The organism is Crateriforma conspicua (assembly GCF_007752935.1).
In the GTDB taxonomy this organism is placed as follows: domain Bacteria; phylum Planctomycetota; class Planctomycetia; order Pirellulales; family Pirellulaceae; genus Crateriforma; species Crateriforma conspicua.
Window position 1 is genome coordinate 1,398,003 of the sequence record NZ_CP036319.1, and the last position, 16,531, is coordinate 1,414,533.

The 16,531-nt window shown below is 59.2% G+C and carries 11 protein-coding genes; 7 read left to right on the forward strand and 4 right to left on the reverse strand.

Features of this window, described 5'->3' with window-relative positions:
* Positions 1–15: 15 nt before the first annotated feature.
* A complete protein-coding gene (locus tag Mal65_RS05095) occupies positions 16–1,146 on the forward strand; it encodes a tRNA-queuosine alpha-mannosyltransferase domain-containing protein (protein ID WP_145294369.1) in 1,131 nt (376 codons plus the stop codon).
* A 20-nt stretch (positions 1,147–1,166) separates the two neighbouring features.
* Here Mal65_RS05095 and Mal65_RS05100 read toward each other — a convergent pair whose 3' ends face one another.
* The 3 genes from Mal65_RS05100 to Mal65_RS05110 all read right to left on the reverse strand — a co-directional run bounded on the left by Mal65_RS05100 (position 1,167) and on the right by Mal65_RS05110 (position 4,600).
* On the reverse strand, positions 1,167–2,147 hold the full coding sequence (locus Mal65_RS05100) for a type II secretion system F family protein (RefSeq protein WP_145294372.1): 981 nt from the start codon (positions 2,145–2,147) through the stop codon (positions 1,167–1,169).
* A gap of 95 nt (positions 2,148–2,242) precedes the next feature.
* On the reverse strand, positions 2,243–3,211 hold the full coding sequence (locus Mal65_RS05105) for a type II secretion system F family protein (protein WP_145294374.1): 969 nt from the start codon (positions 3,209–3,211) through the stop codon (positions 2,243–2,245).
* Between the two features lie 69 nt (positions 3,212–3,280).
* Positions 3,281–4,600: a TadA family conjugal transfer-associated ATPase gene (locus Mal65_RS05110; protein WP_145294377.1), complete on the reverse strand. Its 1,320-nt coding sequence runs from the start codon at positions 4,598–4,600 to the stop codon at positions 3,281–3,283.
* Positions 4,601–4,899: 299 nt separating this feature from the next.
* Between Mal65_RS05110 and Mal65_RS05115 the strand changes: the two genes are divergently transcribed.
* Entirely contained in the window at positions 4,900–5,901 is a 1,002-nt protein-coding gene (locus Mal65_RS05115) for a Gfo/Idh/MocA family protein (protein ID WP_145294380.1), read from the forward strand.
* Between the two features lie 115 nt (positions 5,902–6,016).
* Positions 6,017–7,216, forward strand: coding sequence for a GIY-YIG nuclease family protein (locus Mal65_RS05120; RefSeq protein ID WP_196784587.1), 1,200 nt, complete (start codon positions 6,017–6,019; stop codon positions 7,214–7,216).
* A gap of 151 nt (positions 7,217–7,367) precedes the next feature.
* Here the strand turns inward: Mal65_RS05120 and Mal65_RS05125 are convergent, their stop codons facing one another.
* Positions 7,368–8,423 carry a transaldolase family protein gene (locus Mal65_RS05125; RefSeq protein WP_145294386.1) on the reverse strand — a complete coding sequence of 352 codons (1,056 nt, stop codon included), beginning with the start codon at positions 8,421–8,423 and terminating at the stop codon, positions 7,368–7,370.
* A gap of 602 nt (positions 8,424–9,025) precedes the next feature.
* Here Mal65_RS05125 and Mal65_RS05130 point away from each other — a divergent pair.
* From Mal65_RS05130 to Mal65_RS05145, 4 genes are read left to right on the forward strand one after another with little or no spacing between them, the layout of a single operon-like run.
* Entirely contained in the window at positions 9,026–12,937 is a 3,912-nt protein-coding gene (locus Mal65_RS05130; RefSeq protein WP_145294388.1) for an efflux RND transporter permease subunit, read from the forward strand.
* Between the two features lie 46 nt (positions 12,938–12,983).
* Positions 12,984–14,672 carry a formylmethanofuran dehydrogenase subunit A gene (locus tag Mal65_RS05135; RefSeq protein WP_145294391.1) on the forward strand — a complete coding sequence of 563 codons (1,689 nt, stop codon included), beginning with the start codon at positions 12,984–12,986 and terminating at the stop codon, positions 14,670–14,672.
* 44 nt (positions 14,673–14,716) lie between these two features.
* Entirely contained in the window at positions 14,717–15,679 is a 963-nt protein-coding gene (gene fhcD / locus Mal65_RS05140) for a formylmethanofuran--tetrahydromethanopterin N-formyltransferase (RefSeq protein WP_145294394.1), read from the forward strand.
* Positions 15,676–16,476 carry a formylmethanofuran dehydrogenase subunit C gene (locus Mal65_RS05145; protein WP_145294396.1) on the forward strand — a complete coding sequence of 267 codons (801 nt, stop codon included), beginning with the start codon at positions 15,676–15,678 and terminating at the stop codon, positions 16,474–16,476. Before fhcD ends, Mal65_RS05145 begins: the two co-directional genes overlap by 4 nt.
* The last annotated feature ends 55 nt before the right edge of the window (positions 16,477–16,531 follow it).

The following is a 16,531-nucleotide window of genomic DNA, read 5'->3' on the forward strand; positions in this document are numbered from 1 at the left end:
AGAAGCGACGTGGCCGTGCCAGATTCCGCACCGACCATTTTGGCGATCGACCCGTTTCATGGCGGCAGTCATCGCGTTTTTATGCAGCAGGTACGCAAGCATAGCCGTTTCGACTGGCATGTGATGACCGACAAACCCGTGCACTGGAAATGGCGAACCAGTCATTCACCGGTTTCCATGTCGAATTCGGCGCAAGCTTGGATCGAAAAACATGGCCAACCCGACATGGTGTTCTGCACCGACATGTTGGATTTGGCCGCGTGGGCCGGACTGATGCGGCATTCGTTGTCTGCCGGCGTGCCGATCGTCGCCTATTTCCACGAAAGTCAGTTCACGTACCCGACGTCGCCCGATGCGCGGGTGGACTTGCACTACGCTTATCGCAACTTGTTGACCGCGTTGGCCGCCGGGCAATGCTGGTTCAATTCCGCCTTTCACCGTGACACATTCCTGCGAGAATCGGACCGCTTGTTGGCTCAAATGCCCGACGGTCGCGGTGACTATGATTTGGAGGCGGTGGCGTCAAAGTGCCGGGTGATTTATCCGGGATTTGAACCTCCGCCAGGTGATGACTTGCCGGCCAGTCGAACATCCGATGATGGTCCGATACGCATCGGGTGGGTGTCACGATGGGAACACGACAAACGTCCGGATCGGCTTGTATCCCTGTGCCAGGAGTTGCAGTCACGCGGAATTCCGTTTCGCTTGGTCTTGTTGGGCAACCGGCCGGTCAGGGAACCCGAGACACTCCGGTGCATCCGCATGTCGTATGGTCACTACATCGAACACGATGGCTTCGCCGAGACATCCCGGGCGTATTGGTCGATGCTGGCAAAGATGGACGTCGTGTTGTCGACGGCGGACCATGAGTTTTTCGGCATCGCGATTTGCGAAGCGGTTTGGGCCGGTGCCGTACCCGTGTTGCCCGATCGTTTGAGCTATCCGGAGCTTTTTCCGGACGCTTGTCTGTATTCGACCGTGGATCAGGCGGCGGACTTGATCAGCCGCTTGACCAGCGTAGGTTTTCGCCAAAGCAAACAGGCGGCTTTGCGGCGGCAAGTCGAACGTTTGCAGGCACGTCGTACCGTGGCGGAACTGGACGAAGCGATCGGTCGCGTGATCCGATCCGCCGTCGACGATGCCTAGTTGCCGATGCGTTTGCTGGATCAGTTGCCCAGCATTTGCCGCGACATGTTGATCGCCGCGGGCCCGACCAGGATCACGAAGATGCCGGGGAAGATGAACAGCACCAGCGGGAAAATCATCTTCACCGCCGTCTTGGCCGCCTTTTCTTCGGCGATCTGCCGCCGTTTGGTCCGCATCGAATCACTCTGCACCCGCAGGGCTTGCGAGACGCTGGAGCCAAATTTGTCGGCTTGGATCAAGATGTTGGCCAACTGTTTCAGGTCGTCCACACCGCTGCGGTATCCCAATGCCGCCAGCACTTCATTTCTTGGACGACCGAATTGCAGTTGCTGGTTGGCAATCGCGAATTCTTCGCCGATGTTCTTGTGCGACTTCTTCATCTCTTCGGCGACTTTTCGCAGCGTTTGGTCCATCCCCAAGCCGGCTTCCACACAGACGACCATCAAGTCCAATGCGTCGGGAAGGCCCAGGAAGATCGATTGCTTGCGTCGATTGGCCAAGAAGTTCAGGATGAAGTTGGGCAGTCCGAAGCCAATGATCACACCGATCGCCAGCTTCATGATCATGTCTGAATTCACGCCGTTCATGACCAGCCCGGTCACGCCGCCGACCAGCAAGCCCGACGCGGAAAAGACCAACTGGATGAACTTGAAGATCAGCGGGGCCGATTCGTGACGGAAACCCGCGTTGACCATCTTTTCGCGAAGCTTGCCCATCTCCGCTTCGTTGCCGGCGATCTTGTCGCCGATCGGCGACGACGCTTTTTCCAACGCCGCGGTCAACGCTTCGTTCTTCTTTTTGCGTTTGTCGTCGCCTTCGGACTGCGAACGCGTTTTGCGAGGGTCCTTCAGGATGTCCAAACGGCTTTCGGCGGTCGGCCGATCATCACCGCTGACACGACCGAGAACCAGCCAAGCGACCGCGGTCACACCGACAAACGCGGCAACGCAGGTCAGGATGATGGGCATCGTTGAGCTGGCGAGCATCATGGGCGTCAACATGACAGACATTCCAATCAAAAACACAAAAGCGAGACGTCAAGACGGCAACAGGCGGACAAAAACAACTGGCGCAAACGTGGGCGACCACGCGGGGATTAGACCTTGATCGTGATGATCTTTTTGATGGCCAAAGCACCCAGCAGTTGCGAGAACAACGCGGCCCCCAGCATGTAGCGACCGGCGGGATCGGTGAACAACATCATCACGTAGTCGTAGTTCAGCTTCAGCATGACAAGGAAAAGCACCGGAGGCAGTGCCAGCAGCACCGCACCGCTCATGCGGCCTTCGCCGGTCAACGCTTGGATTTGACCTTGGATCTGTAAACGTTCACGCACCAAGCGTCCGATCTTGTCCAAGATCTCGCTCAGGTCGCCCCCGGTTTGACGCTGCAGGATGATCGCCGTCGCAAAGAAACGCAGGTCCATGTTGGGGACCCGAGCGGCCATGTCTTCAATCGCTTCATCCAGCGGGATGCCGAACTTTTGTTCTTCGAAACAGCGTGCGAATTCCACCGACAACGGGGCTTCCATTTCCTGGCCGACCAAACCGAATCCCGCGTTCAGCGAGTGTCCGGCGCGAAGCGAACGGCTGAGCAGTTCCAAAGCCTCCGGCATTTGTTTGCCGAACTTGGCCAGGCGGCGTTTGCGTTTCATCAACAGCCATCCGATCGGGATCGCGGCGATCAACAGACCCGCCACCGGTGCCAACAAAACGGGCAATGGTGAAACGACCGTGACGAACACGCCACCGGCAAAACAGCCGCCGCAGATTCCCGCGAACAGGGCCGGCGACATTTCAATGTCGGCCTGTTCCAGGTACTGTCGCAATTGCGGCATGCTGTCGAAGATTGCTTTGAAGCCGACCTTTTGGTCGTCCAACGATCCGGCCACCAACAACGACGGCTGGTCCTTGGAATCCGGGCCGCCGGGGCGGCGCGAAGCCAAGGTGGCCAATCGGTCTTCGGTAGCCGAGCTTTCTTCGTTGGGCATGACCGCCGAAGCGACCAGGGCGACCAACGCGGCGACGAACATGCCCGCGGCAATGATGACGAACGTTCCAGGCATTGCTTTGTATCGGGTTGGAAAAGGTGACGTGTAAGTGACAAACGAGCGGCGTGGTGATTAACCCACGAATTAGGCGGGCATGATGACCCGTTCGCGGAATGCGCTGGCGGGCAAGCGAACGCCGCTGGATTCCAGGCGGTCCATGAAGCTGGGGCGGACGCCGGTGCATTCGAAGTGACCGTACGCTTTGCCGTCTTCGTCGACGCCCTTTTGCACGTACCGATAGATGTCTTGCAGGATGATCGTGTCGCCTTCCATCCCGACCACTTCGGTGATCGCGGTGACACGACGTGGACCGCCCTGCAAGCGGTTGGCTTGGATCAGCACATCGACCGCACCGGAGATCTGCTGGCGGATGGCTTTGACGGGCAATTCGAATCCCGACATCATCACCAGCGTTTCCAAACGTGCGATCGCATCACGCGGCGTGTTGGCGTGAATCGTCGTCAGCGATCCGTCGTGACCGGTGTTCATGGCTTGCAACATGTCCAGCGTTTCACCACCACGACATTCCCCGATGATGATCCGTTCGGGACGCATCCGCAGGGCGTTTTTCACCAAGTCCGTCGCCGTGACCGCACCGTTGCCTTCGATGTTGGGCGGACGTGTTTCCAAGCGAACGACGTGGTCTTGTTGCAGTTGCAACTCGGCCGCGTCCTCGATCGTCACGATCCGGTCGGCACTGCCGATGAAAGACGACAGCGTGTTCAGCAGCGTCGTTTTACCCGAACCGGTACCACCGGCGATGATCATGTTCAGCCGTGATTTGATGCAGCCTTCCAGCAGCATGACCATTTCAGGCGTGAACGCGCGATAGTTCAGCAAGTCTTCCAGTTTCAGCGGGTTGCTGCCGAAACGGCGAATCGAAACTGCGGCACCGTCCAGTGCCAAAGGCGGGATGATCGCGTTGAAACGACTGCCGTCTTCCATCCGGGCGTCAACCATCGGACAGGTTTCGTCGACCCGCCGGCCGACTTTACTGACGATTCGGTCGACGATCTGCAACAAGTGTTTGTTGTCGCGAAATTCCACTTCGGTCTTCTGCATCTGTCCGCCCTTTTCGACGTAGATGCTTTTCGGACCGTTGATCATGATGTCGCTGACCTTCGGGTCCTTCAGGATCAGTTCCAAGGGTCCCAGGCCAAAGGTTTCATCCAAGACCTCGTCGACGATCCGCTCGCGTTCTTGGCGGTTCAGCAACGTGTCTTCGGCGTCGCACAAATGTTCGACGACCATGCGGATTTCACGTTTCAGCGTGTCGCCTTGAAGGTCACCGACACGCGACAAGTCCAACTTGTCGACCAACTTGCCGTGAATCCGGCGTTTGATTTCTTCGAACTGTTCTTGGCGGTTCGGTTCCGGTCGTGCAGCCTGATTGAGGGTTGCCATGCTGATGTTCTTCCCGTGCGTCGTGGATTTGCAAAGCCTTTGCAAACGAAATCGTGCGGGTCGTAACGGTGGCACCGGTCACAGCGATCAATCGCCTGTGATCGATCGCCGCGCATTGCAACGACCCATCGAAACATAGATCGCAAAAGTTGACGCAGTCGAAAGCGTTCAACGAATCGACACAAATTGACACGCACTGACGTGGGGGATGCGGGGCAACAACGACGCCGTCAACGGATACACTGATCCGCCGAACTTTGATTCACCGAACTGACCCCGCACCCGCAGAAAGGGAAACCATGCGTACCGCCATCGTCGGCGTCGGATTCATGGGATGGATCCACTACCTGGCCTATCAACGCAGCCCCCACGCCGAACTGGTCGGGTTTTGTTCACGCAGCGAAGCCAAGCGGTCCGGGGACTGGACGTCGATCCAGGGGAATTTTGGCCCGCCCGGACGCCAGATCGATGTCAGCGGATTGACGGTCGCCGAGCACTGGCAAGCGTTGCTGGAGGATTCGGGCGTTGATGTGATCGACGTCTGTTTGCCGCCACGCATGCATGAGGAAGTCGTCGTGGCGGCGCTCGATGCCGGCAAGCATGTCCTGTGTGAAAAACCATTGGCTCTACAGGCGGACACCGCACGGCGATTGGCCGATCGTGGCGACGGCCGATTGATGGTGGCCCACATTTTGCCGTTCCATCCGGAATTTCAGTTGTTGGTCGATGCCGCCGGGGATCAACGTTGGGGCAAGCCGATTGCCGGACGTTTCAAACGGACGATCGGACCGCCGGATTGGATCCCCGATTTCTATGACGCCACCAGCGTCGGCGGGCCTTTGTTGGACTTGCACGTCCATGACGCGCACTTGATCCGGTTGCTGTTCGGCATGCCCGACCGCGTCGACACCGCATCGCGGCAACATCAGGGCGTGCCCAAGCTTTATGAAACCGTGTTCCACTTCAACGATTCGCCCGTTGTCGTTTCGTGCGGCGGGGGAGTCATCGACAGCCCGGCGCGTCCGTTCACCCACGGTTTCGAAGTCAGTTTTGAAAAGGCGACCGTGCGATTCGAATTCGCCGCCTACGCCGACGGTCAAACGTCGATTGTCCCGCTGACCATCATGCACGTCGACGGCACTGTGGAAATGCCGACCCTGGGCGATGGTGATCCGATCACCGCATTCGCCGCGGAAATCGATGCCGCCGCCGAATCGGTTCGCACCGGCAAAATTCATCCGGTCTTGGATGCTAGCATCGCCGCCGACGCGATCGAAATCTGCCAGATGCAGGCGGGATGATCCGCATCGAAAGATTCGGATTTGCCGACACTGATGGATCTGGCGCATAATCTTTGGCCCGACACGTTTCGCCGGTGGAATGTGTCGATGACGGATCGATCAGGGAGGGAACCGAGTGGACAAGGACGTATTGCTAGGGCATTCGCCGGTCACCGATTTCGGCATCGATCCGTTGAACCCGCACCCGCGACGTCGGATCGAGATCGTCGGCGGTCAGCGGTCCGACGAATTGCGGACCCAGATTCTGCGGAACTGTCCCCGCGTTCCCGGCGTGTACGGCATGCTTTGCCGACGCGGTGAATTGATCTACGTCGGCAAAAGTAAATCCCTGCGTTCGCGTCTGCTTAGCTATTTCGCCGACAGCAATACAGAGAACAAAGGCGGCCGGATCATCGAATCCACACGCGCGATCCAGTGGGAAACCCAGCCCAGTGATTTCGCCGCTCTGTTGCGCGAACAGCAATTGATCCGACGCTACAGTCCGCGTTGGAACGTCCAGGGGGTCCCCCAGCGTCAGCGTCCGGTCTATCTGTGTTTGGGACGCCAACCGGCGGCGACGTTTTTCTTGACCGCCATCCCGCCGAAAGACTGTGTGGCTGTCGAAGGGCCGTTCCACGGTACGAAGCGAATGAACGTCGCGGTCGATGCGTTGAACAAAGTCTTTCGTCTGCGCGACTGTAGCCAACAACAAGTGTTCCATTTTGCCGAACAAATGCAGTTGTTCGATCTGGATCATCGTGCCGGATGTCTGCGTTTGGAACTGGATACCTGCATGGGACCCTGTGCCGCGGCATGCACGCGCGAAGCCTACGACGTTCAAGTCAATGCGGCCCAAAGTTTTCTGGACGGCTTCAATGACGAACCGCTGGTGAAGATTCGCGACCAGATGGAACGTGCCGCCGAGAACCGGCAGTACGAACTGGCGTCACGCAGCCGAGACACGTTGAAGTCCCTGGAATACGTCAATCGAAAATTGACCTACCTGGCCAAGGCACGCCGTGATTACTCGTTCGTTTACGCGGCGTCCAGTTTTGACGGCTGCAGCACGTGGTACCTGATCCGCGGCGGTGAAGTCGCCGATGTGTTGCCCGCGCCACGCAACCCGGTCGAATACGCGGAATTGAAGCCGAAGTTGAAGGTTTGGCAAGCAACATTGGCCAGTGGTGCGGATCGCGGGCATGGCCGCTTCAGCGAAACGTTGTCCGTGGTCGCGTCGTGGTTCAAAAAGAATCGCGGTGAATTGAAACGAACGTTTGCACCGGAGCAAAGCGGCCGCAGGTATTTTCGTCGCAGCCTGAGTTCGATCGCGTCCTAGCTAGTCGCGACGCTGAGTCCACCCGCTAGCTGCGGGGCAATCCGGATGCAGGAAGGCTTGCTTGTTTTCGTCGCTTTGGCCGTACGCGTCGCCCTGGCACCAGCGTCGGCCGGATGCATGCGACATCAATCGGCCGGTGCCGGTTCACCCGTCAGCTGGCCGATGCCAATTCGCTGCGTTTCTTGGCGATCAGATCCAGCAGGGCACGTTGAGGTTTGACGAACTTTGCGATCCCCTCGGCCATCAGCACGTCGTGCATGGCGTTCATGTCCACGGCCGAATCGATCTCCGACAAGACGTCGGCATCGGGCATTTCATCGACCGTTCGGTGGAACGTTAGATCGCTTTCGGCGACCGCGGCGTTGGTTTCCGGCGGATTGGTTTGGATGTCGCTGCCGGCGAGAGCTTGGACGTACTTCCAAGGCGGATCGTTGGGATCTTTGGTGCCGGTGCTGGCAAAGATCAATTCTTGTTGCAGCGGCAAGTTCTTGTCGGCCCAGAACTGTTGGTTTTCTTGCCAAATGCGTTTCGCGTTGACGATTCCCACCATGCCTTGGGCTCGGTCGGAAAGTTGCAATTGCTGTTGGGTGTAAACATCGATCCGGGAAATGAAGATGCTGTACACCGACTTGATTTTGGCCGGATCGACTTTGCCTTCGACTCCACGCCAGATCGCTTCGCGAGCACTGCGGTATTGCTGGTCGGTGAAGATCAGCGTCACGTTCAACGTCACGCCGGCGGCGGCCAGCGGTTCCAACGCCCGCAATCCGGCCTCGGTCGCGGGGACTTTGATCATGCGATTGACGTGGCCATCGGACCAGCGTTTGCCCAGTTCAATGTAGGTTTGGACGCGTTGATCGATGTCCATGTTCAGCGACGGATCTTCGATCAGCGGGTCCAGTTCAAAACTGACCCAGCCCGCGTTGCCATTGGTCGACGCATGAATGTCGGCAAACTTGGCTTCCGCGTCGGTGACCAGACGATCGGTCAACGCCCAGGCGATATCGGAGTCGTCTTTGCCGTCGGCCAGCATCTGTTCAATTTGGTCGTCCAGATTTCCGCTGGCCACGATCGACGAGATGATGGCCGGATTGCTGGTCGCCCCGACCGCGCCGTATCGCAGATTGATGTCGACTTCGGAGGGGTCGACTGAATCCAAATAGAGCTTGGTGCCCGTGTCGATCAGTGATTTCAGTGGTGCAGCCATGTCGGCATCCGTCTGGCGGTGAAGATTGAAAGTGACTTGCGATGGCAACGCGTTGGATGTTTGCCCGGCGACCAATGTTGGCCCGACGTCCGCACGAAAGGCCCTTGCCGGCAACCCAAACGCGGGGCAACCGCAACGACCAGTCCCACCGCCGCGGCCGCAACGCCCCGGGGGCGGGAATCGCACGCGTTTGCAAGCACGTATTGTGCGTGCACGTCGCTTGCATGGTTGTTTTCGCATCCGTCGCATGCCGTCGGTTTGGCGTGCAGCTGTGATGCCAAAAGGCCCGAGCGACCAGCCTTTGCCCGTGTTCGCCCGACGATCGTTTCGGGCCGCCGATGACGTTCCGAACCGCGCCGCCGCGTTCATGATACCGAATGTGGGACCCGAAACAGGGGCATGCGGCGGCGACGGTTCCCCAATTCGGGGGCTGGAGGCTGCCCCTGCAAAGATTCGCCCACCGGCAGGACCCGACACCCGAATTGGTGGCGGCCAAGGCCGGGCGGGACAGTGAAGTAGACCGTTTGCCGCTTGGTCGATAGCCTAAGCGCACGGGATTCAGGGAAAGATCCCCCTATTTCGCCCTCGTTTTTGCTCACCCCATGCGTCCATCGTTGCTCGACCGTCGCGGCCCCTTGAACGGATCGTACGCGCTCTGGGTGTTGATGATTTTCTTCTTTCTGTTGCCCTTCGGGTTCCAGGCGGCTCGGATGAGCCTGCAGAAACGAGAAAACGATGTGAAGGATTGGCTGCCCAGCGACTTTTCCGAAACGACCGAACTGGAGTGGTTTGCGAATCATTTCGCGGGCGAAAGCTTTGTCTTGGCGACCTGGCCGGGGTGTACTGCCGATGACCAGCGGCTGAAGTTGCTGGAACAGAAAATCCGTCACGAATCCTTGCAGGTCGACTGGGCTGCCCAGGAAGCCGGACATCCGGAATGGTCGGACGAAGAAACCCAGGACCGGATTCGGGCCCGCCAATTGGGCCAGGAAATGGGGCTGCTGTACCCCGGCGAAGGGCTGAACGATTGGGGCGGGCTGGACGAAAAATGGCTGCAGTCGGCCGACGGCGGTTGGTATTACCTGACGCCCGATGGCAAGCTTTATCGTTGGGAAGGATCGATGACCGGGCCGGCCGGATTGGTCCGCGCGGTCCAGCGAGCCATCGGTTCATTCGAATTGAAGGGGCAATTCATCACCGCGCTTGGTCCGCCCGGTGACCAGGATACGATCAATCCGTTTCATAACGATCCGACGTTGTTGTGCGCACCGTTGTTCGCCGGCGTCCAAACCGGCGCGACGATTGTTGACGATTTGGCCAGCGAAGGTGGTTCGCTGTGGCCGATCGACCTGACCGCCGCCGACCGCCGCGAAACGGTGGCCCGTCGACGTGCGATGGAACGATTGAGTGGGTCGTTATTCGCGCCCGCGGTGCCACACGGATTCGACTGGACGGTCGAAGCGTTCGCTCGCGTCGTTCGACAGGATCCCGATAACGGGATCGGTCCCGATGATCCGTTGCCGGAAGACTTTGCCCAAACCATCGGCGATGCGATGCAGCGTTTTGCCGACGAGAATACCGACGGCGACGTCGCCCAGATTGCAGATGCCCCGACCGAGGTTCAAGCCGATGCCTGGTATGCCGTCTTCGATGCATTGCAGGTCGATGCACCGGAGCGAATGACGGCGATCGTCGTGACGTTGACCGATCTGGCCAAAGACCACTTGGCGTTTGCTCTGGGCCGCGGTGTGCTGGGCGGTCCACGCGGGCGGTTGTTGCAATTGGCGGAGGAATGTGGATTGTCCGCCGCACCGCCACCGTCGATGGCACCGCCGCCGTTCAACCGGCCGCGTCCCGAATCGGTCGGTGGTTTGCCGCCGCTGCGGATGGGTGGCCCACCGGTGGATAATGTTGCGATCGACGAAGAAGGCAGCGTGACCCTGGTCCGCTTGGTCGGCTACAGCGTCTTGGTCGGCGTCGTGCTGTCCTACCTGTGCTTTGCCAGCGTCAAAGTCACGCTGATGGTGTTCGTCGTCGGCGGGACCGCGGCGATGCTTAGCATGGCGTTTGTCGGCTGGACCAACGGACGTGTCGACGCAATTTTGATGAGCATGCCGTCATTGGTGTACGTCCTGGGATTGTCCGGGGCGATTCACGTCATCAATTACTATCGCGATGAGGTGCGCAGCGGTGGGCGTACCGGTGCGGCCGGACGTGCGCTGCGTCACGCGATCGGTCCGTGTTCGTTGGCGGCTGCGACGACCGCCATCGGCTTGGCATCTCTGTCGACCAGCAACTTGGTCCCGATCAGCAACTTCGGTTTGTATTCGGCGATCGGTGTGGTCGCGACGTTGGCGATTCTGTTCACCTACTTGCCCGCCGCTCTGAACGTATTCACCCCGGTGATCGGAGCCACCGAACCGAATCAAGCCGGCCCGAACGGTGGGGGCACTGAGGTCACGGTGGGAACCAATCCCATGGCGGCTTGGTGGGCAGGTGTGGGACGCTGGATCACGCGATACCACGCGCCGGTCGCCATCGTTTGCGCACTTGTGATGGCGGTCGTTGCGGTCGGCGTTTTCAAGATCAAGACGTCCGTCCAGTTGCTAAAACTGTTCGACCAAGACGCTCGGATCATCCGCGATTATGCGTGGATCGAAAAGGAATTCGGCAAACTGGTGCCGATGGAATTGGTGGTCCGCATGCCGCCGTCGATTCAAAAGGAATCTTCGTTGGCGTCGTCGATCACCAGCGATGACGATGAATCCGAACCATTAGATACAGCCGACGACGCGTTGGCGTCGAACGATCCCGTCGAAGTGACTGCGCTGCCGCTGTTGGAACGAATCGAAGCGGTGTCGCGGATTCGTCGCGTGGTGCACAAGACGTTGGGCGAAGCCGGCGCGGACGTCGTCGGCCAGGCGATGAGCGTGGATACGTTCTTGCCGCCGCTGCCCGGACCGGCGTCCAGCAATCTGTCGGCCACAGGAATGACCCGGCGTCGGATGCAAAACGAGTTGGCCGAGCAGTACCAACAGCTTGCCGACAGCGATTATTTCCGCGTGGAAGAAGACGGCCCATTTGCCGGCAGTGAACTGTGGCGGATCAGTTTGCGTGTCGGTGCGTTGACCGATGTCGATTACGGTCAATTCATCTCGTCGTTGCGACTGGCCACCGAACCGGTGTTGCGAGCCTACGACACACGCGATGCGTTGCTGCGTGGCTTGGCCGATGCGGGAATCAAGACGACGGCCAAAGATCGACCGCTGGTATGGATGGTCGGCAACGAACACCCCGCGACCATCGACGACAGCGTATTGACCGTTCGTTCCACCGGTGACGACCAACTGCCCGGTCAGGTCCGGGTCGATACCGAAGCGATTTACTTGTCGGTGCTGGGCGAACTGTTGGCCTACGAAAACGTCCGAGCGGGATGGTTCGATCCTGATCAAGACGATCGCTTTGAAAACGTCGATCCCCAGCAGTGGCAACGAACGGTCGAAAAGGCCGATGCGGTGGTCTACTTGGGTGCCGATTCGGTCGGATTGGATAAGTTGGCTGATGCCAAGGTCTTGGTCGATGCCCAACAGATCCGGCTCAGCCAGCCGCAACCGATTTTGACCGATGGCTTTCCGGACGTTTCCGGCGACGGCGCTGTACAAGTCGTCTACACCGGCGTCGTGCCGGTCGTTTACAAGGCCCAGCGGACGTTGCTTGGCAGCCTTGCCGAATCCATCGGGTTGGCGTTCGTGTTGATCGCCGCGGTGATGATGGTGTTGTTGAACCCGGGCCGAAGCATCGCCCAGCGTTGGCATCCCAGTCGATTGTTTTCGGGTGCGGCGGCCGGTTGTGTATCGATGATCCCCAACATGTTCCCCGTGCTGTTGGTCTTCGGCGCGATGGGGCATTTGAATCAGTGGATGCCGGGCCAGTTTTTGGTGGACATCGGAACGATGATGACCGCATCGGTGGCCATGGGCGTCGCGGTGGACGACACGATTCACTTCCTTTCGTGGTTCCGCTCGTATTTGGACGATGGCATGTCGCGTCGCGATTCGGTGATCGAGACGTATCGACGCGTGGGCCCCGCGATGACGCAGACGACGATCGTCGGTGGCTTGGGGCTGTTCGTTTTCGCGTTGTCGACGTTCACGCCCACACAGCGGTTTGGTTCGTTGATGCTGATTCTGTTGGGGGCGGCATTGGTCGGTGATTTGGTGTTCCTGCCCGCTTTGTTGGTCGGTCCGTTGGGACGCTGTTTCCGTCCCCGTGATCCCAAGCCGGCCACCCCCGATCCGTTGCCCACTTATGATGGCATCGATGACGATTCGTCCGGCACCGACAGCGACACGCCGACGGCGCAGCCCGAGCAACCGTCCAAGGCCGATGACGCGACGGAGGTGACCGCTCAGGACCAAACCGTTGCCATCATCGACCGCGATGAGTTGCCAAGGTTGAAGTTGCATCGGCCGCCTTCGAACGAACCGTCCGATTCGCTGCCCAAGCGTCGTTGAACGCTCGGCCGTTTCGTTGACATCGTTTTCCGTTTAGGCCCCATCGATGCGCACCTTCATTCGCGGCGGACGCTTGATCGATCCCAGCCAAAGTCTGGATCGCGTTGCCGACCTGGTGATCGTTGATGGGCAAATCGAAGCGGTCCAATCACCCGATGCAACCGGTCCGGCGGCATTGGATGCTTCGTCGGACCATGCGATCGATGCAAGAGATTGTCTGGTCATGGCCGGTGGCATCGATGTGCACACGCACATCGGCGGCGGTAAAGTGGCTTTGGCGCGGTTGTTGTTGCAAGACCTGACCGATGGACCGGAAAGTGAATTCTTGCCATCGCCCACGGTGGCCGCACAGCGTTACCTGCAAATGGGGTACACGTCTTGCTTTGAACCGGCCGTATTGCCGTGTAACGCACGAGCCGCGCATGCGGAAATGGCGTTGGCCCACGGGTTAGATACGGGCGGATATTGCTTGTTGGGCAACGACGATCTGTTACTGCAGATGATCGGCGATGGTGTCCCCCAAGTCATGGTCAACGATTACGTCGCCGCGATGGTGGCAGCAACGCAGTGCATTGCGGTCAAAGTGGTCAATCCAGGCGGCATCAATGCGTTCAAGTACAACGTTCGCGATCTGGACGTGGATACGCCGCATCCACGTTATGGCGTCACCCCATCAGAGATCATTCGCACCCTTTGTCGTGCGGTTTACGAAATTGGATTGCCGCATCCGCTGCATGTTCATTGCAGCAACCTGGGTGTGCCCGGCAACATCGCTTCGACCATCAAAACGATCGAAGCCGCCGATGGTTTGCCGATTCATCTGACGCACGTTCAATTTCATTGCTACGGCGATGAAGGCCCCTACGGCATGTCGTCGGCTGCCCAGCAGTTGGTCAGGGCGATGCAGAAGCATCCCAACGTCACCGTGGATGTCGGCCAAATCATGTTCGGCCAAACCGTGACAATCAGCGGCGACACGGCGCACCAGTTTGCCAACCATCGTCACGCCAAGCCGCGAAAATCGGCGTTGGTGGACATCGAATGCGAAGCCGGCTGTGGTGTGGTGCCGTTCCGCTATCGACGCCGGCAATTTGTGCACAGTTTGCAGTGGGCGATCGGATTGGAACTGTTCTTGATGATCGACGATCCGGAACGCGTGTTTTTGACGACCGATCATCCCAACGGAGCACCGTTCACCAGTTATCCGCACTTGATTCGGTTGTTGGCCGACCACAGCTTTCGCGAAACCGCTTTGGCCGAAATCCACACCGATGCCGCGGCCGCCAGCGACCTGTCCGGTTTGGATCGTCAGTACACGATCAACGAACTGGTGGCGATGACGCGTGTCGGACCGTCGAAGATTTTGGGTCTGGGCGATACCGGGACCCTGCGGCCAGGGGCACCGGCCGACGTCGTCGTGTATCCACAGCGGTCGACTTGGGACCAGACGTTTGCCCAAGCGAAATATGTGCTGAAGTCGGGGCGATGTATCGCCGGCACTGATGTGCCATCGACGGGAAGTGGGAGACCACAGGTTTCCACCGCGGCGGAATCGCTGCACCGGACGCACCGTGTGGATCTTTCTTTGGATAAATCTGCGTGGAAATCGATCGTTCGCCGGTATCCCGCAGCCGGTTCGTCGTCCCTTGGTCGACTTGCCATCAGCGATGATGAAATGCGGACGCAATTGGGATCGACATTAGTGAACCATGCGCCCCGGCCGCGGCAACGCTGACGCCATAGACAGTTTGTAACACACCGAAGGGATCAAACACGGCGATGCAGATCAACGGCGTCACCATCGACGACACGTTTGCCGAAGCTTTCGATATGAAAGCGACTCGGCTCGTGGTGACGGGGCAAGATCCTTGGTGGGTGTCGCGTGCCTGTGACGCTTTGACCGGTTTTGGCACCAGCGTGATCGCATGCGGTGTCGAAATCGATGTCGAACAAACGCTTGCACCGGATCAAACACCCGACGGTCGTCCCGGTGCGATGGTGTTGGCGTTTGCCGCGTCGGGGACGGAATTGCGAAAACAAATACCGACTCGATGCGGCCAGTGTGTTCTGACCTGCCCGACCACCGCGGTGTTTGACGGCACCGGCGACCTCAGCGTTCCGGTGCATCGCGATGATCCGGTGCCGCTGGGCAAAACGTTGCGTTTCTTTGGCGACGGGCATCAAATCAGCAAAACGATCGACGCCGTTCGGTACTGGCGAATCCCCGTGATGGATGGCGAATTCGTTTGCCAGCACGACCTCGGGTGGTTTTCGGGGATCGGCGGTGGCAATTTTCTGTTGTGCGGTGATTCGGTTGCGGTGGTGGCCGATGCCTGTCGCGCGGCAACCGAGGCGATCGCATCGCTGCCGGGCGTGATCACGCCGTTTCCCGGCGGCGCGACTCGTAGTGGCTCCAAGGTGGGGTCAAAGTACGATGCCCTGTTCGCGTCGACCAACGAAGCATTCTGTCCAACGCTGCGGCATTTGCCCCAGTCCCAGATCGATGACCAGACGCACGCCGTCTTGGAAGTGGTGATCGATGGTGTCGATCAAGCCAGCATCGCCAACGCCACCCGGGTCGGCATTTTGGCAGCCGCAATGAAATGCGGTTCCCAAGGTTTGCACCGGATCACCGCTGGAAACTATGGCGGAAAATTGGGTAAGCACCACTTTCATTTGCATGCTTTGTTGTCCGGGTCAGCCGAAAGTCCGGACTCATCGACCGAGGATGCATCGTCATGAAGTCATGGAAGCTTTCGCTGCGGCAAACACCGCATCAACGTATCGACGCTCGCGTGATCGGTTTGCAGGCTTTCGCCAAGATGACCATCGACCAAGTCCGGCACGCTCGCTTGTCGGCCGGTCACAAATCGGTCGAATTGGCGGAGTATTTCAACGTCGAAGATCTGACGTCGGAGCAACCAACCATTATGGTCGAAGGTGATTTGAGCCGGTTCGATCACCTGGCATCCGGTCATCATGGTGGACGGTTTGAAGTCCAAGGCAATGTCGGACATGACTTGGCGTCCGGCATGGCGGGCGGCGAAGTCATTGTGCACGGTGATGCGGGTGATCGTGTCGGTGGCCCGGTCGACCACGGGCGTGTCGGCATGTCGGGTGGCAAAGTCGTGATCACCGGCGATGCCGGGCGTCGCGCCGGAATCCGCATGCGTCGTGGGGATCTGTGGATCAACGGTGATGTGATGCCGGGCGTCGGGGCCTGGATGATCGCGGGCACGATCGTCATCGGCGGTCGAACCGTTGCTACCGGCGATGACGGCGGTCGGGTCGGATTCGGCATGCGACGCGGGACGATCGTTTGCGGCGAATTGTCGGCCATTGACCGCCGGCGGTTCACCACGCCGGTTCCGATGTGGACTGCCGTGATCGGCCCGATGCTGCGATCGGTTGAACCATGGAAGCCGCATTGTCCGAGGGTGGCCAAGCGGTTTGCCCGCTTATCAGAATCGCTGGACTGTTTGCGTGGTGATTTGGCCGACGGCGGGATGGGAGAAATCTGGATACCGCCAAAGGACTGATCTCAGCGGACGATTCCGGTTTTCTTCCGGTCGGTCGATTGCGTAGACTTGGGGC